Origin of the sequence: Pseudomonas sp. 2FE, from assembly GCF_005503735.1 — a bacterium.
In the GTDB taxonomy this organism is placed as follows: domain Bacteria; phylum Pseudomonadota; class Gammaproteobacteria; order Pseudomonadales; family Pseudomonadaceae; genus Aquipseudomonas.
Genome location: NZ_SCMO01000003.1, coordinates 148690 through 168346, shown reverse-complemented (window position 1 = coordinate 168346; position 19657 = coordinate 148690). Strand labels below are relative to the sequence as shown.

15 protein-coding genes are annotated in these 19657 nt (G+C 67.2%); 7 read left to right on the top strand and 8 right to left on the bottom strand.

What is annotated here, in order from left to right; translation table 11 throughout:
• Positions 1-91 precede the first annotated feature (91 nt).
• Together FFS12_RS08120 and FFS12_RS08115 are read left to right on the top strand one after the other, a co-directional pair.
• Positions 92-1255, top strand: a complete 1164-nt coding sequence (locus FFS12_RS08120) for an iron-containing alcohol dehydrogenase (RefSeq protein ID WP_137886382.1) — start codon at positions 92-94, stop codon at positions 1253-1255.
• Between the two features lie 210 nt (positions 1256-1465).
• The gene (locus tag FFS12_RS08115; protein ID WP_137886381.1) at positions 1466-1900 is read left to right on the top strand and encodes a thioesterase family protein; all 435 of its coding nucleotides are present in this window, start codon (positions 1466-1468) and stop codon (positions 1898-1900) included.
• 2 nt (positions 1901-1902) lie between these two features.
• On the opposite strand, the gene FFS12_RS08110 is transcribed toward FFS12_RS08115, so the two are convergent.
• The gene (locus FFS12_RS08110) at positions 1903-3189 is read right to left on the bottom strand and encodes an MFS transporter (RefSeq protein WP_137886380.1); all 1287 of its coding nucleotides are present in this window, start codon (positions 3187-3189) and stop codon (positions 1903-1905) included.
• Positions 3190-3468: 279 nt separating this feature from the next.
• On the opposite strand from FFS12_RS08110, the gene FFS12_RS08105 reads away from it, so the two are divergent.
• Positions 3469-6303, top strand: a complete 2835-nt coding sequence (locus tag FFS12_RS08105) for an AMP-binding protein (RefSeq protein WP_137886379.1) — start codon at positions 3469-3471, stop codon at positions 6301-6303.
• Between the two features lie 211 nt (positions 6304-6514).
• On the opposite strand, the gene FFS12_RS08095 is transcribed toward FFS12_RS08105, so the two are convergent.
• Positions 6515-7603: a substrate-binding domain-containing protein gene (locus FFS12_RS08095; RefSeq protein ID WP_137886378.1), complete on the bottom strand. Its 1089-nt coding sequence runs from the start codon at positions 7601-7603 to the stop codon at positions 6515-6517.
• A gap of 197 nt (positions 7604-7800) precedes the next feature.
• Between FFS12_RS08095 and FFS12_RS08090 the strand changes: the two genes are divergently transcribed.
• From FFS12_RS08090 to FFS12_RS08075, 4 genes are read left to right on the top strand one after another with little or no spacing between them, the layout of a single operon-like run.
• Positions 7801-8301, top strand: a complete 501-nt coding sequence (locus FFS12_RS08090) for a formate dehydrogenase subunit gamma (protein ID WP_137818949.1) — start codon at positions 7801-7803, stop codon at positions 8299-8301.
• The gene (locus FFS12_RS08085) at positions 8298-9887 is read left to right on the top strand and encodes an NADH-quinone oxidoreductase subunit NuoF (protein WP_137886377.1); all 1590 of its coding nucleotides are present in this window, start codon (positions 8298-8300) and stop codon (positions 9885-9887) included. The genes FFS12_RS08090 and FFS12_RS08085 overlap by 4 nt, the downstream gene beginning before the upstream one ends.
• A 15-nt stretch (positions 9888-9902) precedes the next feature.
• Complete coding sequence (fdhF, locus tag FFS12_RS08080) at positions 9903-12746, top strand: formate dehydrogenase subunit alpha (protein WP_137886376.1); 2844 nt, start codon at positions 9903-9905, stop codon at positions 12744-12746.
• A gap of 34 nt (positions 12747-12780) precedes the next feature.
• Complete coding sequence (locus tag FFS12_RS08075; protein WP_218568610.1) at positions 12781-13023, top strand: formate dehydrogenase subunit delta; 243 nt, start codon at positions 12781-12783, stop codon at positions 13021-13023.
• Between the two features lie 131 nt (positions 13024-13154).
• Here the strand turns inward: FFS12_RS08075 and FFS12_RS08070 are convergent, their stop codons facing one another.
• From FFS12_RS08070 to yrfG, 6 genes are all read right to left on the bottom strand, one after another.
• Entirely contained in the window at positions 13155-13574 is a 420-nt protein-coding gene (locus tag FFS12_RS08070; protein WP_137818945.1) for a glycine zipper domain-containing protein, read from the bottom strand.
• A gap of 120 nt (positions 13575-13694) precedes the next feature.
• Positions 13695-14183, bottom strand: a complete 489-nt coding sequence (locus FFS12_RS08065) for a hypothetical protein (protein WP_137886375.1) — start codon at positions 14181-14183, stop codon at positions 13695-13697.
• Between the two features lie 275 nt (positions 14184-14458).
• Positions 14459-16789 (bottom strand): FdhF/YdeP family oxidoreductase, encoded by a 2331-nt coding sequence (locus tag FFS12_RS08060; RefSeq protein WP_137886374.1) that lies wholly within the window; start codon positions 16787-16789, stop codon positions 14459-14461.
• Complete coding sequence (gene fdhD / locus FFS12_RS08055; protein ID WP_137818942.1) at positions 16786-17646, bottom strand: formate dehydrogenase accessory sulfurtransferase FdhD; 861 nt, start codon at positions 17644-17646, stop codon at positions 16786-16788. The genes FFS12_RS08060 and fdhD overlap by 4 nt, the downstream gene beginning before the upstream one ends.
• Before the next feature lie 286 nt (positions 17647-17932).
• A complete protein-coding gene (locus FFS12_RS08050) occupies positions 17933-18829 on the bottom strand; it encodes a LysR family transcriptional regulator (protein WP_137886373.1) in 897 nt (298 codons plus the stop codon).
• Between the two features lie 143 nt (positions 18830-18972).
• Positions 18973-19656 (bottom strand): GMP/IMP nucleotidase, encoded by a 684-nt coding sequence (gene yrfG / locus FFS12_RS08045; protein WP_137886372.1) that lies wholly within the window; start codon positions 19654-19656, stop codon positions 18973-18975.
• Position 19657: the final 1 nt, after the last annotated feature.

Genomic DNA, 19657 nt, shown 5'->3' with positions numbered 1-19657 from the left:
ATGAGCGCCTGAACGCTCCGCGTTCAGGCCGGGGCGCGGAGCGGGGGCCGGGGGAGAGGGTAAATACAACACCGCACACGAGGAACCGACCATGCATCCGTTCAGTTTCGCCACCACCGCGCAGATCATCTGCGAGTCCGGTTCCGCACCTCGGCTGGCGGCGTTGTGCCGGGAGCGCGGGGCGCAGTCGGTGTTGATCGTCACCGATCCGGGCATCTCCCGTTTCGGCCTGCTCGACCAGGTGCTGCCCGGCTTCGCCGCCGAAGGTGTGGCGGTCGCGGTGTTCGATCGGGTGGTCGCCGACCCGCCGGAAGCCATAGTGCTCAGCGCGGTACGGCAGGCGCGCGAGGTGCGGGCCGAGCTGATCGTCGGCTTCGGTGGCGGCAGTTCGATGGACGTGGCCAAGCTGGTCGCGCTGTTGGCCCATCCACGATGCGCGCAGGCCTTGCCCGAGCTCTACGGTGTCGGCAACGCCAAGGGCCAGCGCCTGCCGCTGATCCAAGTGCCGACCACCGCCGGCACCGGCTCGGAAGTCACCCAGATCGCCATCATCACCACCGGCGCAACCAGCAAGCTGGGCGTGGTTTCGCCGCTGCTGTTGCCGGATCTGGCGCTGCTGGATGCCGACCTGACGCTCGGCCTGCCGCCGGCGGTCACCGCCGCCACCGGCATCGATGCGATGGTGCATGCCATCGAGTCCTATACCAGCGCCCTGAAGAAGAACCCGCTGTCCGACTTGCTGGCCCGCGAGGCCTTGCGTCTGCTCGCGGCGAATCTGCAGGAGGCGGTCCACCACGGCCAGAACCGCGCCGCGCGCCAAGCCATGCTGCTCGGTGCCTGCCTCGCCGGGCAAGCCTTCGCCAACGCGCCGGTGGCGGCGGTGCATGCGCTGGCCTATCCACTGGGCGGGCACTTTCATATTCCCCATGGCCTGAGCAACGCCCTGGTACTGCCGCATGTGCTGCGCTTCAACGCTCCGGCCGCCAGCGAGCTTTACGCCGAACTGGCGCCGTTGCTGCTGGGTAGCCAACTCAAGCCGGGCAGTGCGCAGAACCTGACCGATCAGTTCATCGGCGAACTGGCCGCGCTCAATGCGCGCCATGGCCTGCCGAGCCGCCTGCGGGATGCCGGCGTGCCCGAGGCGATGCTGGCGCAACTGGCCAGCGAGGCCATGCTGCAACAGCGCCTGCTGGTGAATAATCCCCGCGAAGTCAAAGAGGCCGATGCGCTGGCGATCTATCAGGCGGCTTATTGAATAACCAACCAACGGTCATGGTGCGCACGGCGCACCCTACACCGAGCCACCCGCAGGGCAGGCCGTGCTGATCATTCGTGGTCGTGGTGCGCGCGGCGCACTCTACGCCGAGCCACTCGCGGGGCAGGCCGTGCTGATCATTCGTAGGGTGCGCCGCGCGCACCGTCAACTCGAACGGGTGCGCAGGGCGCACCCGACAAGGAACGCTACATGAGCCAAGCCCAACACCTGCGTGCCGACTACAAGCACTTCCAGCCGATCAGCACCCGCTGGCACGACAACGACCTCTACGGCCACGTGAATAACGTCACCTACTACAGCTTCTTCGACAGCGCGGTGAACGGCTACCTGATCGAGCAGGGCGGGTTGGATATCCATGACGGCGAGGTGGTGGGTTTCGTGGTCAGTTCGTCCTGCGACTACTTCGCCTCCATCGCCTTTCCCGAGCGCATCGAAATCGGCTTACGGGTCGGCAAGCTGGGCAATAGCTCGGTGCAGTACGAGTTGGCGGTGTTCAAGCAAGGCGAGGAGGAGGCCTGTGCGGCCGGGCGCTTCGTGCATGTGTTCGTCGACCGCGCGAGCAACCGGCCGGTGTCGATTCCGCCGCGCTTAAGAGAGGCGCTGGCCGAGTTGTTGCTGGGCTAGGCCTAGCTGGCCACTGCCGCCTGCCGCCCACGCTTGAGGTCGACGCTTAGCAGAATCAGCAGGCCGAGGATGAAATAGCCGCCGGTGATCAGCATCGCCAGGCGATGATCGCCGCCGCTCAGCCAGCTGGTCAGGCCGTAGGTCATGGGGCCGATGATCGCCGACAGCTTGACTGCCTGCCCCCACAGGCCGAAGAACTCCGCCAGGCGCGTCGGCGGCGCCAGCAGGCCGACTATCGCGCGGCCGGCCGATTGGCTGGCGCCCATGCACAGACCGGCCAGGTTGGCCGCCAGCCAAAACAGTTCGGGGCCGCGCGCCGCCCAAACCAGGCCGACCATGCCGAGCCAGCCCAGCAGGGTCAGCGTCAGGGTGGCGCGATGGCCGATGCGGTCCTGAAAAAAGCCGAACAGCACGGCGCCGATGGAGGCGGTGATATTCACCACGAAGATCAGCAGCAGTGTGTCCTGGGTGCTGAAGCCCATGACCTGATCGGCATAGATGGCGGCCAGGGTGATCACCGCCGAGATACCGGCCTGGTAGCAGACGGTGCAGGCGAGGAAGCGCAGCAGGTCGCGATAGCGGCCGGCGTCCCGCAGCGTCTGCGCAAAGCGCGCCCACACGGCCCGCGGGATAGGCGCGGTGCCGAGCTGCAGTTGCGGCAGGCTGCGTTCGCGCAGGAACAGGAAGGTCGGGACGCTGGCCACGGCGAACAAGGCCGCGGTGATCAGCATGCACACCGGTACGAACTGCGCCGCGGTCTGGCCCTGCGCTTGTGCCCAGCCGACATAGGCCAGGGAGGCGCCCAGGCTGACCAGGCCGCCGATATAGCCGAACCCCCAGCCCCAGCCCGACACGCGCCCCAACGCATCCTCGCGGGCGAGTTCGGGTAGGAAGGCGGCGATCAGGTTCTCGCCGCTGCCGAAGCAGAAGTTGGACAGCACTATGAAGAGGACCGCGACGCCGAGCGCACCCGGCCCGGCCAGTGCCAGCGCGGCGGTAAAGGCGACGCAACCGACGGTGCTGACCAGCAGCAGGCGCTTCTTGCAGGCGAGGGCGTCGGCATAAGCGCCGACCAGCGGCGCCGTCAGGATGACCAGGGCATAGGAGAGGGCGAGGGCGCTGGTCCAGGCCAGCGTACCCCAGGTTTGGCCTTCGGCCACCACGGCGACGAAGTAGGCGTTGAACACGGCGGTAATCACCACTGTGGTGTAGCCGGAATTGGCGAAATCGAACATCGCCCAAGACCAGGCTTCTCGGCGTGTGACTCCGGGGGCAAGGCTGGCTGGCATGGCAAGGTCTCCGCTCGGCGCCGCTGGATCTGCTGGGCATCACTACTGTTGGCCGCAGTTCGCGCCGCGCAGATCAGCCCATCCCCTTGCTGCTCCGCGCGGGTAACCACTGCAAGCGCAGGCCGGCACGCGATCAGCAACTACAGTTAATACTAGTAGTGGTAGCGTGGCGCTCGGTGCGTAGCGACCTAGTCGCGCAACGCTCTGCGGCCGCCGCCAGGAATGCCGGGTGTCCGTTTGTGAGGGCAGGGTTTATGCCTGTCTTGAGAGGGGCCGCCGATGTCTCGCCTGCCTGAGAAAACCAGCGCCAACCCCGGCTCCGATGGGGTCGCGGAAAAATTGCTCGGGATAGTTCGACAAACCGCCGCCGAGCTACACCCACAATCGGCAGAAGGGCTGCGGGTCACGCTGCAGAGTGTGTTCGACCGTGACCTGGGCATGGGCAGCCTGGCCCGGGTCGAGCTCTGGTCGCGCATCGAGCAGGAGTTCGGCGTGCGCTTGCCGGAAGACCTGTTCGCCACGGCGGACACTCCGGCGGATCTGTTGCCTGCCCTGCGCATGCACGGCCGCGCAGGGACGGCTCGCCCGCTTGCCGCGGCTGACGCCCCCCAAACCTCGACGCCAGGCCGGCTGACGCCGGACGCTGCCCTTACCCTGATCGAGGTGCTGGAGTGGCACCTGCGCACCCAGCCCGAGCACACCCACGTCCGCCTCCTGGGCGAAAGCGACGAGGCGGAAGACATCAGCTACCTGGCCTTGCATCAGGGCGCCCTGGCGGTGGCGGCGGGCTTGCAGCGGCGCGGCCTGCGCGCCGGCCAGAGCGTCGCCTTGATGCTGCCCACCGGGCGCGACTTTCTCTATGGTTTCATCGGCATCCTGCTGGCCGGCGGCGTGCCCGTGCCCATCTACCCGCCGTTGCGCCTGTCGCAGATCGAGGATCACCTGCGGCGCCAGGCGGGCATTCTGCGCAACGCCGAGGCCGTGGCGATGATCACCGTGGCGGAAGCGAAACTGCTCGCCCGCCTGCTCAAGCCGCAGGTGCCGAGCCTGACCGAGATCGCCAGCGTGGCCGAGCTGACCGGCGAGGGAGGCGGGTGCGTCACGCCGCTGCGGCAGCCGGAAGACCTCGCCTTCCTGCAATACACCTCGGGCAGCACCGGCCAGCCCAAGGGGGTGATGGTCAGCCACGCCAACCTGCTGGCCAATCTGCGCGCCATGGGCAAGGCGGTGCGGATCGACAGCGAGGACGTCTTCGTCAGCTGGTTGCCCATGTACCACGACATGGGCCTGATCGGTGCCTGGCTGGGCAGCCTGTATTACGCCTATCCGCTGGTGCTGATGTCGCCCCTGGCGTTTCTGGCGCGGCCGGCCCGCTGGCTGTGGGCCATCGACCGCTACCGCGGCACGCTGTCGGCGGCGCCGAATTTCGCCTACGAGCTGTGCCTGAGCAAACTCGCCGACGGCGACCTCGAGGGCCTGGACCTGAGCCGCTGGCGCCTGGCCTTCAACGGTGCCGAGCCGGTCAGCCCGGATACCTTGCAGCGCTTCGCCGAACGCTTCGCCCGCTACGGCCTGGCGCCCGCCGCGCTGGCACCCGTCTATGGGTTGGCCGAGGCGACCCTGGGCGTGGCCTTCCCGCCCTTGGGCCGCGGGCCGCTGATCGATCGGGTGCAGCGCGAGCCGTTCCAGGTCTCGGGTAAAGCGCTGCCGGCCGAACCGGGCGCGGCCAACGCGCTGCGTTTCGTCGCCAGCGGCCGACCGCTGCCGGGCCATCAACTGCGCATCGTCGATGGCAGCGGCGTCGAGCTCCCCGAGCGCTGCGAAGGCCACCTGCACTTCAAGGGGCCGTCCACCACCCGCGGCTATTTCCACAACCCGGAAGAGACCCGCCGGGTGCTGCACGGGGACTGGATGGACTCGCTCGACCTGGCCTACATCGCCGGCGACGAGGTCTACCTGACCGGCCGCGCCAAGGACCTGATCATCCGCGCCGGGCGCAACATCTACCCCTACGATGTCGAGGCGGCGGTCGGCAACCTGCCGGGCCTGCGCAGGGGCTGCGTCGCGGTGTTCGGCTGCCGCGATCCGGCCACGGGCACCGAGCGCCTGGTGGTGCTGGCGGAAAGCTACGAGCAGGACGTCGCCGCACGGCAAAGGGTGCAGCAGGAGATCAACCGCATAGTGGTCGATCTCACCGGCGTGCCGCCGGACGATATAGTCCTGGCGCCGCCGCACAGCGTGCTGAAGACCTCCAGTGGCAAGATTCGCCGCGCCGCCAGCCGCGAGCTGTACGAACGCGGTGAGGTGGGGCTGCAGCGGCGCGCGGTGTGGCGGCAACTGCTGCGCTTGGGGCTGTTGGCCGGGCGCGGGCAATTCGGCCGCTGGTGGCGGGCCAGCAGTGCGGCGCTCTATGCCGTCTATATCTGGCTGCTGTTCTGGAGCATGACCCCGCTGACCTGGCTGGCGGTGGCGGCCCTGCCGCGTCTGAGCTGGTGCCGCGCCTTTACCCGGGCGGCCGCGCGGTTGTTCGTGCGCCTAGCCGGCGTGCCATTTAGCGTCGAGGGCCTGGGACACCTGCCCGGCAATGCGGTGAGCGTGCTGGCCGCGAACCATGCCAGCTATTTGGACGGCATCATCCTCTGCGCGGCCCTGCCGGCCGAGTTCGGCTTCGTCGCCAAACGCGAGCTGGCCGGCCAGTGGATCGCCGGGCTGTTCCTGCGCAAGATCGGCGCCCACTTCGTCGAACGCTTCGACCCGCAGCGCAGCGCCGAGGATGCCGAAGCCCTGGCCGGCGCCATAGCGCAAGGGCAATCGCTGCTGTTCTTCCCGGAAGGCACCCTCAGCCGGGCGCCGGGCCTGCAAGAGTTTCAGATGGGCGCCTTCGTGCTCGCCGCGCGGGCCGGCGTGCCGCTGCTGCCGGTGGCCATCCGCGGCACGCGCATGGTGCTGCGCGACGGCCAGTGGTTCCCGCACCACGGCGCGATCGGCGTCAGCGTCGGCGCCCCGCTGTTGGCGGAAGGGCCGGGCTGGCTGGAGGCGATCAAGCTGCGGGATGCCGTGCGGGCGGCGCTGCTGGCGCAACTGGATGAGACGGAGGGGCCGATTAGCGGTTAGCAGGCCGTTGAAAAACTACCTACGTTGCCGATACGGCGTTAAAAACGGCCTCAAAATGCTCATTTACAACACGTAAACTGCGCTTTTTCGGCCGTTTTTGCCTTGTCTCGGCTGCCTCGCCTACATTTTTCAACGGCCTGTTAGCCAGTCCCGCGGCGGGTGCGCGGCCATCCCCTGGCCGCCGCGGCATGCTCGCTTTCGTCAACACACCCTAGAGCAGGCTCTCCTTGCGCCACTGATCCAGCGCCTGCGCCAGCGGCAGCACCTCGCCGGGGCGGCTCAGGGCATAGCCCGGCAGGCGGGCGATGCGGGCCTGGAACTCGGGATTCTGCAGCACCTTGAGCAGGGCGCCCATGGCCGGTAGCTGGAGGCTGTCTGCGCGGCAGAGCAGGCAGTAGTGTTCGCGGGCCATGGGGATGAAGGTCAGGCCGAACTGCCGGGCCGCCGCCTCGACGCCGAAGCCGGCGTCGGCCATGCCGCTGGCGACATAGGCCGCCACTGCGGCGTGGGTGTACTCCTCGTTGTGGAAGCCGGCGATCGCCGCGCTGTCCAGGTTGTCGCGCAGCAGCAGGCTCTCCAGCAGCATCCGCGTGCCGGAACCGCTCTCACGGTTGACGAAGCGCAGATCGCTACGCAGCAGGTCGGCGAGCCCGCCGATGCCGCGCGGGTTGCCGGGCGCCAGCATCAGCCCCTGGGTGCGCACGACGAAGGTGATCACCCGCTGGTCCGGGCGCAACCAGGGCTGGATGCGGCTCATGCTCAGGCTGCCCAGCGGCCCCGCCGGCACGTGCAGGCCGGCCACCTCGCAGTCCTGGCGATGCAGGGCAACCACCGCCTCGATGCCGCCGCGGAACTGCACCTCCCATTGCCAGCGGGTGTCCTGTTCCAGCCACTCGCGCAGCGCCGCCACGGCGAAGCCATGGCTGGCATGGATGCGCAAGCCGGGGCGGGTTTCCTGCAGGGCCCGGTTCAGCTCGACTTCCAGTTCGCCGGCGAGGTTGTCCAGTTGCGGCGAGAGGCGCGCGCGAATCCGCTGGTCGGCCCACAGCAGCTTTTCCCCGAGCGGCGCCAGGCGGGCGCCCTTGCCGCGCGCCAGGGTGATCAGCGGGCTGCCGAAGAAGGCTTCCCACTTGGCCAGCAGGTTCCAGGCATGCCGATAGGAGTAGCCGGTGCGGGCGGCCGCCTCGGTGAGCTTGCCGGTCTCGTGCACCGCCTGCAGCAGCGCCAGCCCCTGGGGGTCGAGGCTGCTGCCGTCGGCCTGGTGAAAGCGCCAGCGCGGCTGGATTTCGATTCTGAGCATATGTGCTTGGCTTCATATTTGATCGGGGAGGTTGCCATGATAGCTTGCGCCATCAGGAGATTTTCAACCTGAGAATAAGAACTTCATTTCATATGTGGCGCCTCCACAGAGTGGCGCCAGAGACAATCGGTCCGCCCGCCGTGAGCGGATCAGGTTATCTCCCACACCGACGGCGCCCGCCGGCTGGAGCATCGAACATGGTCAATCTCCCCCAGCGCTTCGACCCCGAGCAGTGCCAGGCCGTCACCCGTGAGGTGTTGGCGGCGCACCGGGACGAACCGGGCGCCCTGCTGCCCATCCTCCATGACATCCAGGATCGCCTCGGCGCCGTGCCGCCGGAGGTGTTGCCGCTGATCGCCGAGGACCTCTGCCTGTCGCGCGCCGAGGTGCATGGCGTGGTGAGCTTCTACCATGATTTCCGCGCGAGCCCGCCCGGCCGACAGCACCTGCGTCTGTGCCAGGCCGAGGCCTGCCAGTCGATGGGGGCGAAGGCGCTGAGCGAACAACTGCAACAAGAACTGGGCCTGGCCCTGGGCGAGACCCGCGCGGACGGCAGCCTGACCCTGGAGGCGGTCTACTGCCTGGGCAACTGTGCCTGCGCGCCGAATGCCATGCTCAATGGCGAGCTGCACGGCCGGGTCGATGCCCAGGGGCTGTTGGCCCTGCTGCAAGAACAAGAACAGGAGGCGCGCCCATGAGCGAGCTGAAGAACGCCCAGGGTACGCTGACCGTCTACGTGCCGCGCGACGCCAGCGCCCTGTCCCTCGGCGCCGATGCGGTGGCCCGCGCCATCGTGGCCGAGGCCAAGGCGCGCAATCTCGAGCTGCGCCTGGTGCGCAACGGCTCGCGCGGGCTGTTCTGGCTCGAGCCGCTGGTGGAAGTCGCCAGCCCGGCCGGGCGCATCGCCTATGGCCCGGTCAAGGCCAAGGACGTGCCCGGGCTGTTCGACGCCGGCTTCCTGCAGGGCGGCGCCCACCCGCTGGGCCTCGGCCTGACCGAGGAGATCGACTACCTCAAGCGCCAGGAGCGCCTGACCTTCGCCCGCGCCGGCATCACCGATCCGCTGTCGCTGGCCGACTATCTCGAACACGACGGCTACCGCGGGCTCAGGCGCGCGCTGAGCATGGAGCCCGCGGCGATAGTCGCCGAGGTGCTCGACTCCGGCCTGCGCGGCCGTGGCGGCGCGGCCTTCCCCACCGGGATCAAATGGCGCACCGTGGCCCAGTGCGAGGCGGCGCAGAAGTACATCGTCTGCAACGCCGACGAGGGCGACTCCGGAACCTTCTCCGACCGCATGGTGATGGAGGACGACCCCTTCGTGCTGATCGAGGGCATGACCATCGCCGGTCTGGCCGTCGGTGCGACCCAGGGCTATATCTACCTGCGCTCGGAATATCCGCATGCCGAGGCGGCGCTCAAGCAGTGCATCGCCACGGCCTATGCCGAGGGCTACCTGGGCGACGACGTGCTCGGCAGCGGCCGCGCCTTCCACCTGCACCTGCGCCGCGGCGCCGGCGCCTATATCTGCGGCGAGGAAACCGCGCTGCTGGAGAGCCTCGAGGGCCGCCGCGGCACGGTACGGCCGAAGCCGCCGCTGCCGGCGATCGAGGGTCTGTTCGGCCAGCCGACGGTGATCAACAACGTGATCTCGCTGGCCTCGGTGCCGATCATTCTGGATAAGGGCGGCGCCCATTACCGCGATTTCGGCATGGGCCGCTCGCTCGGCACCCTGCCGATCCAGCTGACCGGCAACATCGCCCGCGGCGGTCTGATCGAGAAGGCCTTCGGCATCACCCTGCGCGAGCTGCTCTACGACTACGGCGGCGGTTCCGCCAGCGGCCGGCCGATCCGCGCGGTGCAGGTTGGCGGCCCGCTGGGCGCCTATCTGCCGGAGTCGCAGTTCGACACGCCGCTGGACTACGAGGCCTTCGCCGCCCTCGGCGCGGTGCTCGGCCACGGCGGCATAGTGGTGTTCGACGACAGGGTCGACATGGCCCAGATGGCGCGTTACGCCATGGAGTTTTGCGCCATCGAATCCTGCGGCAAGTGCACGCCCTGCCGGATCGGCTCGACCCGCGGCGAGGAGCTGCTCGAACAGATCATAGTGGCGCGCTCCGAAGGTCCGCAGCCGGGCCGTATCGAGCTGCTCAAGAGCCTCTGCGACACCATGCTCGGCGGCTCGCTCTGCGCCCTCGGCGGGATGACGCCGTACCCGGTGCTGAGTGCCCTCAACCATTTTCCCGAAGACTTCGGGGTGTCGGCCGACACCACCGTGGCTCGCTGATCCGGAGACGCAATCATGGCCTTGTCGCGCGACCTCGACTACGGAACCCCCGCCCGCACCGGTGCCCCGGTAAGCGTGGAAATCGACGGACTGCAGATCACCGTGCCCGCCGGCACCTCGCTGATGCGCGCCGCCCAGGAAGCCGGCATCGCGGTGCCGAAACTCTGCGCCAGCGACAGCCTGGAACCGTTCGGTTCATGCCGCCTGTGCGTGGTGGAAATCGAGGGACGGCGGGGTTTCCCGGCGTCCTGCACCACCCCGGTAGAAGCCGGGATGAAGGTGCACACCCAGAGCCCGAAGCTCGCCGAACTGCGCCGCGGCACCATGGAGCTGTACATCTCCGACCACCCGTTGGACTGCCTGACCTGTTCGGCCAACGGCAACTGCGAGCTGCAGGACATGGCCGGCGTGGTCGGCCTGCGCGAGGTGCGTTACGACCCGGTGCAGACTCACCTGGCCGACAGCAAGGACGAGTCCAACCCCTATTTCAGCTACGACCCCTCCAAGTGCATCGTCTGCAACCGCTGCGTGCGTGCCTGCGAGGAGGTGCAGGGCACCTTCGCCCTGACCATCGACGGCCGTGGTTTCGATTCGCGGGTCGCCGCCGGGCAGAACGAGGACTTCCTCGACTCCGAATGCGTCTCCTGTGGCGCCTGTGTGCAGGCCTGTCCCACTGCCACCCTGATGGAGAAATCGGTGATCGAGCTCGGCCAGGCCGAGCGCAGCGTAGTCACCACCTGTGCCTACTGCGGGGTCGGCTGCTCGTTCAAGGCCGAGGTCAAGGGCAACCAAGTGGTGCGCATGGTGCCGAACAAGGACGGCCACGCCAACCACGGCCATTCCTGCGTCAAGGGGCGCTTCGCCTGGGGCTACGCCACCCACCCGGACCGCATCGGCGCGCCGATGATCCGCGACAGCATCCACGAACCCTGGCGCACCGTCGGCTGGGACGAGGCGATCGGCTACGCCGCCGAGCGTTTCCGCCAGATCCAGGCGCAGTACGGCCGCGACTCGGTGGGCGGCTTGACCTCCTCGCGCTGCACCAACGAGGAGGCCTACCTGGTGCAGAAGCTGGTGCGCGCGGCCTTCGGCAACAACAACGTCGATACCTGCGCGCGGGTCTGCCATTCGCCCACCGGCTATGGCCTCAAGGTCACCCTCGGCGAGTCGGCCGGGACCCAGGACTTCGACTCGGTGCTGGCCGCCGACGTGGTGCTGGTCATAGGTGCCAACCCCACCGACGGCCACCCGGTGTTCGGCTCGCAGCTCAAGCGCCGCCTGCGCGAGGGCGCCAAGCTGATAGTCGTCGACCCGCGGGGCATCGACCTGGTGCGCTCGCCGCACATCAAGGCCCAGCATCATCTGCAGCTGCGCCCAGGCACCAACGTCGCGCTGCTCAACAGCCTGGCCCATGTCATTGTCACCGAGGGCCTGGTCAACGAGGCCTTCGTCGCCGAGCGCTGCGAGGCTGAGGCCTTCGAGCACTGGCGCAGCTTCGTCGCCGACCCGCGGCAGAGCCCCGAGGCACTGGAGGCCGCTACCGGCGTGCCGGCCCAGGAAGTGCGCGGCGCGGCGCGGCTGTACGCCAGCGGCGGCAACGCCGCGATCTACTACGGCCTCGGCGTGACCGAGCACAGCCAGGGCTCCTCGTCGGTGATGGCGATCGCCAACCTGGCCATGGCCACCGGCAACATCGGCCGCCCGGGCGTCGGGGTGAACCCCCTGCGCGGGCAGAACAACGTGCAGGGCTCCTGCGACATGGGCTCCTTCCCCCACGAGCTGCCGGGCTATCGGCACGTCTCGGACCCGGTGAGCCGGCTGCTGTTCGAGGAGGCCTGGGGGGTCAAGCTGCTGGCCGAACCCGGCCTGCGCATTCCCAACATGTTCGCCGCGGCGCATGCCGGCACCTTCAAGGGCATGTACATCCAGGGCGAGGACCCGGCGCAGTCCGACCCGGACACCCAGCACGTCACCGACGCGCTCCAGGCCATGGAGTGCGTGGTGGTGCAGGACCTGTTCCTCAACGAAACCGCCAAGTTCGCCCATGTGTTCCTGCCCGGCGCCTCCTTCCTGGAGAAGAACGGCACCTTCACCAATGCCGAGCGGCGCATCTCGCCGGTACGCAAGGTGATGCCGGCGCTGGCCGGCAAGGAGGACTGGGAGGTGACCATGGCGCTGTCCAATGCCCTCGGCTACCCGATGAACTACTCGCATCCGTCCGAGATCATGGACGAGATCGCCCGCCTCACCCCGACCTTCAGCGGCGTCAGCTACGCCAAGCTCGAGCGTCTGGGCAGCATCCAGTGGCCGTGCAACGACGAGGCCCCGGAAGGCACGCCGATCATGCACCGCGACAGCTTCGTGCGCGGTAAGGGCCGCTTCATGGTCACCGAGTACATCGCCAGCGAGGAGCGCACCTCGCGCAAGCGTCCGCTGATCCTCACCACCGGCCGCATCCTCTCGCAGTACAACGTCGGCGCGCAGACCCGGCGTACCGCCAACGAGGCCTGGCACAAGGAGGACCGCCTGGAGCTGCATCCGTTCGACGCCGAGCAGCGCGGCATCGCCGACGGCGACTGGGTCGGCATCAACAGCCGCGCCGGCGAGACGGTGCTGCGTGCGACTATCACCGAGCGGGTCCAACCGGGGGTGGTCTACACCACCTTCCACCACCCGGAATCCGGTGCCAACGTGATCACCACCGACAACTCCGACTGGGCGACCAACTGCCCCGAGTACAAGGTCACCGCCGTGCAGGTGCGCAAGGTCGAGGTCCCGTCCGACTGGCAACAGGAGTTCCAGGCCTTCACCAGCGAGCAGCTCGACCTGCTGCCGCCGATCAAGGTGGTGCAGCTGTGAACGCCCTCAACCTCACAGGGGTCCGTAGATCGCCATGAACATCGCGCAACTGATCAAGATGGCCAACCAGATCGGCGCCTTCTTCGCCTCCCAGCCGGATCCGCTGCAGGCGCGGGAAGACCTCGCCCAGCACCTCAAGCGTTTCTGGGACCCGCAGATGCGCGAGGAACTCTATGGGTACCTCGATGCCGGGGGCGGGGAAGAGCTGAGCGCTATCGTCCGCGACGCGCTGCAGGCCCACCGCGAGTTGGTCAGGCCGGCCACCCAGCGCGCCTGAGGCCAACGCTCCCGGGCGGGGGCGTCACCTGGGTCAGACGCTGGCGAGGATAGGATCAGCCAGCAGCCCGTCGGCAAGGAAGACCTCGTGCCGCAGCAGACCGCGGGCTTTCTGGTTCAGCGAGCTAACACTTAGTCGTGTTTGTGCTTCTTATGTTTCTTGCCGTGGCCATAGCTGTAGCTATGACCATTATTGTCATCCGCGATGTTGTTGCCGAGGGCGCCGCCGGCGGCACCGCCCAGGCCGGCGCCGATGGTGGAGCCGGTGCTGCCGCCCAGCTTGCCGCCGACTATCGAGCCGCCGGCAGCACCGAGGCCACCGCCGAGCGCGGCTTCGGTTTTGTTGCCGTTTTTGGCGCTGATCGCGCCGCCGGCGGCACCGCCGAGACCTGCGCCGACGGCGGCTCCGGTGCTGCCGCCGAGCTGCTGGCCGACCACATTGCCGAGCACGCCGCCGAGACCGCTGCCGATCGCCGCTTTGGTATTGTCGCCGGCCAGCGCCGGCTGGGCCGCGATCAGGCTGAAGGCGAGCAGTATTAGGGGTTTACGCATGGTGGAGATCTCAGGGTAAAACGCGATGAATACTGGATACGCATCGCGCAGGGGAGGACGAGGGTAAACCGCCACTGCTAGGGCTTAGCTCCGTTTCAGAGCAGAAAGTCATAGCGCCGATCAGTCGTCGTCGTGGTGTCTGCGGTGCTTATGGCGATTCTTGTAGTGGCCGCGATGGTAGCCATTGTCATGCCAATCGTCGTCATCGTAGCCGCGACGGTAGCCACGACGGTCGTCATCGTCGTCACGGTTGTTGTCGCCGTAGTTGTTGCCGAGTGCACCACCGGCACCGCCGCCGAGGGCTGCACCGATCAGGCCGCCGGTGGTACCGCCCATCTTGTTGCCGATGACGTTGCCGCCGGCCGCGCCGAGGCCGCCGCCGATTGCCGCTTCGGTCTTGTTGCCGCGGCGTGCGCCGACCGCACCGCCGGCAGCACCGCCGACGCCGGCACCGATGGCCGCGCCGGTGCTGCCGCCAACCTGTTGGCCAACCACCGAACCCAACACCCCGCCCAGCGCGCCACCAACGCCGGCTTCGGTATTACCGCCGGCGAGGGCTGCACCGCCGACCAGGCTAAGGGACAGCAAGAGCATCGAGGAGTACTTCATGTCCAGACGAACCTATGTAGGGATGACGGCGCGATCCTGTCGTGCCGCAACCACTCTGACAAGCGCTTGCCGACGAGTAGCACGGGTTCTTTCACGCTTCGTAAATATTTGTTTTACGGGGAGAACTTGCAGGTTTTGGGGCGGTCTTAGGCGCCTTGTAGGACGAGTTTTTCGCGTGCTTACCCGTGTGTCGCGAGGCCGCTTGCTAACTAGCCTGAGCGGTTGCTTCGTTTACCTATCGCATATTTGTAGGCCGTGAGTTACGGCACTGGTTTTTAGACAATCCGTCCGTTATCGCGCGCCGCCTCGAAGCGGATGGCGATGAACTTCGAGGTCGGCGTGAAGCTGCCATCCCCCACGCTTTCCAGCGGCACCAAGGGGTTGGTCTCTGGATAGTAGGCGGCGGCCTGGCCGGCCGGGATGTCGAAGGCCAGCAGGGTGAAGCCGCTGACCCGGCGCTCGCGCCCGTCGCCCCATAACGACAGCACGTCGACCTTCTGCCCCGGCTTGTAGCCCAGACGGAGGATGTCGGCTTCGTTGGCGAACACCACCTTGCGTTGGCCTTTGACCCCGCGGTAACGGTCGTCGAGGCCGTAGATGGTGGTGTTGTACTGATCGTGGGAGCGCAGGGTTTGCAGGATCAGATCCGGCACTTCGCCACGGGCGCGGATGCCTTCGTGGACCAGGTCGGCCGGCAGGCGGTTGGCTTTGAAGTGGGCCCGCCCGGACGGGGTGTTCCAGCGTCGTTGCGCCGCCGCGTTGCCGAGGTAGAAGCCGCCGGGTTCGCGGACCCGCTGATTGAAGCCGTTGAAGCCGGGAATGGTGTCGGCGATCAGTTCGCGGATGCGGTCGTAGTCTTCGATCAGCCAGAGCCAGTCCACCGGTTTCTTGCCCAGGGTGGCGGCGGCGATGCCGGCGACTATGGCCGGCTCCGAGCGCATCTGTTGGCTTAGCGGCTGCAGTTGGCCATGGGAGGCATGCACCATGCTGAAGGAGTCTTCCACGGTCACGGCTTGTGGGCCCTTGGCTTGCTGGTCGATGTCGGTGCGGCCGAGGCACGGCAGGATCAGCGCCTGCTTGCCCAGGGTCAGGTGGCTGCGGTTGAGCTTGGTGCTGATCTGCACGGTCAGCTCGCAATTTTGCAGGGCTTGCGCGGTGCGGCCGGTGTCGGGCGTGGCCTGGGCGAAGTTGCCGCCGAGGCCGATAAACACCTTGGCGCGACCTTCGAGCATGGCGTGGATGGCCTCCACGGTGTTGTGCCCGTCGGCGCGCGGCGCCGGGAATTTGAAGCGCCGCTCCAGCGCATCGAGAAAGAAGGCCGGTGGCCGGTCGTTGATGCCCATGGTCCGGTCGCCCTGCACATTGCTGTGGCCACGCACCGGGCAGAGACCGGCACCAGGCTTGCCGAGGTTGCCGCGCAGCAGCATCAGGTTGGCGATTTCCTGGATGGTCGGCACCGAATGGCGATGCTGGGTGATGCCCATGGCCCAACACACGATCACCCGCTCGGCCTTGCGGTAGAGGTGGGCGAGCCGTTCGATCTGGGTTTTTGCCAGGCCCGATTGCGTGACTATCTGCTGCCAGCTCGTGGCGTCCACTACAGCTAGATAGGCCTCGACCTCGGCGGTGTGCTGCTCGATAAAGGCATGGTCGAAGACCGCGGAGCGCCCCTTGGCTAGGGCCTCGCGCTCCCATGTCAGGAGGAATTTGGCCATGCCGCGCAGCACCGCCATATCGCCACCCAGGGCCGGGCGGAAGTAGGCGGTGTTGGTCGGCTTATCGCCGTTGCTGAGCATTTCCAGCGGCTGCTGCGGGTGCTGGAAACGCTCCAGGCCACGCTCCTTCAGCGGGTTGATGCAGACCACCTGGGCGCCGCGTTTGACCGCCTCACGCAGCGGTTCGAGCATGCGCGGGTGGTTGGTTCCGGGGTTCTGGCCGATCACGAAAATCGCATCGGCGTGTTCGAAGTCTTCGAAGGTCACGCTGCCGGTGACGACCCCAACACTCTGACCGAGCGCCACGCCGCTGGCCTCATGGCACATGTTCGAGCAGTCGGGAAAGTTGTTGGTGCCGTAAGCGCGGACGAACAATTGATAGAGGTAGGCGGCTTCGTTGCTGGCGCGCCCGGAGGTGTAGAACTCGGCCTGATTCGGGCTATCCAGGTTGTGCAGGTGCTTGGCGATCAGGGCGAAGGCTTGGTCCCAGCTGATCGGCCGATAGTGGTCGCTGTCAGGGTCATAGCACAGCGGCTCGGTCAGCCGGCCTTGGTATTCCAGCCAGTAATCGCTCTGCTCGCGCAGGGTGCTGACGCTGTGTTTGGCGAAGAAGGCGGCATCCACTCGGCGCTTGGTAGCTTCCCAGTTGACCGCCTTGGCGCCGTTTTCGCAGAACTTGACCAGGCCGCTTTCCGCCGACTCGCCCCAGGCGCAGCCGGGGCAGTCGAAGCCGCCGTGCTGGTTGGTCTTGAGCAGGGTGCGGATGTTCTTCAGCGCGTTGTCACTCTCCAGCCAGAAGTGCGCCACGCTGCGTAGCGCGCCCCAACCGCCGGCCGCGCCCTTGTAGGGTCTGTAGCGTTGGGTCGGGTTGCGGTCGGCGTGGTGGCTCACTGGGCTAACTCCGGGCTGTAAACCCGCGGCGCACTCTGCTGCGGCAGGTGGATCAAGTTGAGGTTGTGGCGCCGTGCCCACTGCACGGCGAGGCCGGTGGGGGCGGAGAGGCTGACCAGGGTTTGAATGCCGGCGCGCAGGACTTTCTGGATCAGTTCCAGGCTGCAGCGGCTGGTGACTATGGCCAGGCCGCCGGCGACCGGCAGTTGCTGGCGCTGGATGGCGCCGATCAGTTTGTCCAGGGCGTTATGCCGGCCGATGTCTTCGCGGCCCAGACGCAGTTCGCCGTGGCTATCCATAAACAGCGCGGCGTGCACGGCACCGCAGTGCTGGCCGAGTGGCTGGTAGTTGCCGATGCGTTGGCGCAGGCCATGCAGCCAAGCGAGCGGCGGCAGCGGCGCGCCGGGGAGTACCTTGAGGGCGGGTAGGGCCTGTTCCACGGCTTCCACACCGCACAGGCCGCAGCCGCTGCTGCCCGCCAGTTGCCGGCGCTGTTGCTTGAGGTTCCAGAAGGCGCGACTGCTGATCTGCAGCTGCGCTTGGCGCGCGGCGCCGGTGCCACTCAGGTGTACGTCATAAATTTCGTCGATGGATTCGACTATGCCGCTACCGAGGCTGAAACCGACCACGAAATCTTCCAGATCGGCGGGCGAAACCAGCATCACCGCCTGGCTGATGCCGTTGTAGGCGATGGCCAGCGCGACCTCCTCGGCCAGTTCGGCGCAGGCCGGCTGGGCTTGCTCGAGGTCGCAATAGCTATAGGTCTGGCTGGCGGCGGCGAGGGGCGAGGTCAGGGCTGTTGAAAGCGGCGTGACGGCACTGGCTGCCGGCGCATTGGGTGGGCGCGGGGCATTCATCGGGATTCACCGGCTGGTGGTTATTTAACCAGACTAGGCCGCTTGCCAGGCCGCGTCTAATCGCTAGTGCTGATGCTTTGATAGATGCGCTCGATCAAGGCCGCATAACCCTTGGATAGGCGGGACGCGTAGGCTGGGTTAGCGGCGCAAGTAAACCCGCACAACCAACGTAATTGCAAACGCCGCGTAACCCAGCATTGCGATGGCATTGGCGCCGGAGTATCGCTGGGTTACGGCGCGTCAGAGATTGCCGCACGGCTACAAGCCGGGGCGCGCCTAACCCAGCCTACGCGCAGGGGTTATCGAGCAATAGGCTCTTGGCCTCGACGAAGCAGGCTTCGGCCAGTGCCGAGCGCGGCGCGGCGCGGCGCATGATCAGCCCCAGCGGCGCCAGGGTGCGGGCATCCTCGATCGGTTGCAGACACAGGTGCTCGGTCAGCGCATCGAGGCCACCGGTCAGCGGCATGATCGCGCAGCACAGGCCGCCATGCACGGCTTGCAACAACTGGTGGATGACATCGGTTTCCAGCAGCGGAATCGGGGTCAGGCCACGACTGCGGAAACCGTGGTCGATCGACTGGCGAAAGTGCATGCCGCCGGACAGCAGACCCAGTGGCAGCTCGATCAAGGCTTCCCAACTCAGCGCTGCCGCGCCGAAGCTGAAATGACGTTGGTCATACAGCAGGCCCATGCGGGTTTCGGCCAAGGGCAGGCTGTCGAAGTGTTCGGTGTTCAGGCGGTCGAGGTAAGACACGCCAAGGTCTAGGCGGTTGCTCGCCAGCTGTTCGAGAATCTGTTCGGAACTGAGTGCCGACAGCGCGAAGCGCAGACTCGGGTGCCGTTGATGCAGGCGTTGCAGCAGCGGCACCGGATCGAAGCTGGACATCGGCACCACGCCCAGGCGCAAGGTGCCGATCAAGCTGCCGCGGCAGGCGGCGGCTTCGGCCAGCAGGCCGTCGTAGGCGGCCAGCACGTTGCGCGCCCAGGCCAACACGCGCTCGCCCGGCGCGGTGAAACCCTCGAAGCGTTGAGCGCGCTTGACCAGCGGCAGTTCGAGTTCGTCTTCCAGGCTGCGCAGGCGCATCGACAGGGTCGGTTGAGTCACGTGACAGCGCGCCGCGGCTTGGCCGAAGTGGCGGGTCTCGTCCAGGGCGATCAGGAATTTCAGCTGTTTGATGTCCATCATCGCTCCGCGGCGCAGGCAGTCGGCATGGCTATTTATCCGGCTAAGGGTCTAGGTGGTTAGCCAGCTTCTGCGGTAGGGCGGTCTCGCCGCGCCGCGGCAGCCCGCCAAACCACTGGCGCACTGCCTTCGGCGAGTACGCCCTACTTGCTGTTAATCGTTCCGCCCAGCCCCTGGATAAGCCGGCGATAATCTTCGAGCGCGGCGAACTCCTCGGTGTCCTTCGGGCCTTTCCGGCTGTCCGGTTCGCGTACGGCGAGCAGGTGGGCCACGCCGAACTGCCTGGCGCTGCGCAGGATCGGCAGGCTGTCGTCGATAAACAAACTGCGCGCCGGCTCGAAGCCGAAGTCCTGCTGCAGGGCGAACCAGAACTGCTGGTCTTCCTTGGGAAAGCCATAATCGTGGGAGCTGATCAGTCGGTCGAAGTAGGGCGCCAACTCGATCCTTTCCAGCTTCAACGACAGCGAGTCGCGGTGGGCGTTGGTGATCAGCGCCACGCGCTTGCCGGCGCTGCGCAGGGCGGCGAGGCAGGTGTCGGCATCCGGGCGCAGGGCAATCAAGTCGGCGACCTCGCGCTTAAGCTCGCGAATCGACAGCCTCAGCTCGCGGCTCCAGAAGTCCGTGCAATACCAATTCAATTGCCCGGCGTGCTCGCGAAACAGCGGCAGCAGCTCGGCGTCGGCCTGGCTGCGGGGGATGCCGTGGTGCTCGGCATAACGCTGCGGCAAGTGTTCCAGCCAGAAGTGATTGTCGAAATGCAGATCGAGCAAGGTGCCGTCCATATCGAGGAGGACGGTGTCGATGTCGGCCCAAGGCAGTTGCGGCATG

Coding starts and splice junctions, on each gene's coding strand:
- FFS12_RS08085 (WP_137886377.1), top strand. CDS start 8,298: ATGAGCGAGCTGAAGAACGCCCAGGGTACGCTGACCGTCTACGTGCCG.
- FFS12_RS08065 (WP_137886375.1), bottom strand. CDS start 14,183: ATGAAGTACTCCTCGATGCTCTTGCTGTCCCTTAGCCTGGTCGGCGGT.
- FFS12_RS08075 (WP_218568610.1), top strand. CDS start 12,781: ATGAACATCGCGCAACTGATCAAGATGGCCAACCAGATCGGCGCCTTC.
- fdhD (WP_137818942.1), bottom strand. CDS start 17,646: ATGAATGCCCCGCGCCCACCCAATGCGCCGGCAGCCAGTGCCGTCACG.
- FFS12_RS08120 (WP_137886382.1), top strand. CDS start 92: ATGCATCCGTTCAGTTTCGCCACCACCGCGCAGATCATCTGCGAGTCC.
- FFS12_RS08095 (WP_137886378.1), bottom strand. CDS start 7,603: ATGCTCAGAATCGAAATCCAGCCGCGCTGGCGCTTTCACCAGGCCGAC.
- fdhF (WP_137886376.1), top strand. CDS start 9,903: ATGGCCTTGTCGCGCGACCTCGACTACGGAACCCCCGCCCGCACCGGT.
- FFS12_RS08115 (WP_137886381.1), top strand. CDS start 1,466: ATGAGCCAAGCCCAACACCTGCGTGCCGACTACAAGCACTTCCAGCCG.
- FFS12_RS08070 (WP_137818945.1), bottom strand. CDS start 13,574: ATGCGTAAACCCCTAATACTGCTCGCCTTCAGCCTGATCGCGGCCCAG.
- FFS12_RS08090 (WP_137818949.1), top strand. CDS start 7,801: ATGGTCAATCTCCCCCAGCGCTTCGACCCCGAGCAGTGCCAGGCCGTC.
- FFS12_RS08110 (WP_137886380.1), bottom strand. CDS start 3,189: ATGCCAGCCAGCCTTGCCCCCGGAGTCACACGCCGAGAAGCCTGGTCT.
- yrfG (WP_137886372.1), bottom strand. CDS start 19,656: ATGCCGCAACTGCCTTGGGCCGACATCGACACCGTCCTCCTCGATATG.
- FFS12_RS08105 (WP_137886379.1), top strand. CDS start 3,469: ATGTCTCGCCTGCCTGAGAAAACCAGCGCCAACCCCGGCTCCGATGGG.
- FFS12_RS08050 (WP_137886373.1), bottom strand. CDS start 18,829: ATGGACATCAAACAGCTGAAATTCCTGATCGCCCTGGACGAGACCCGC.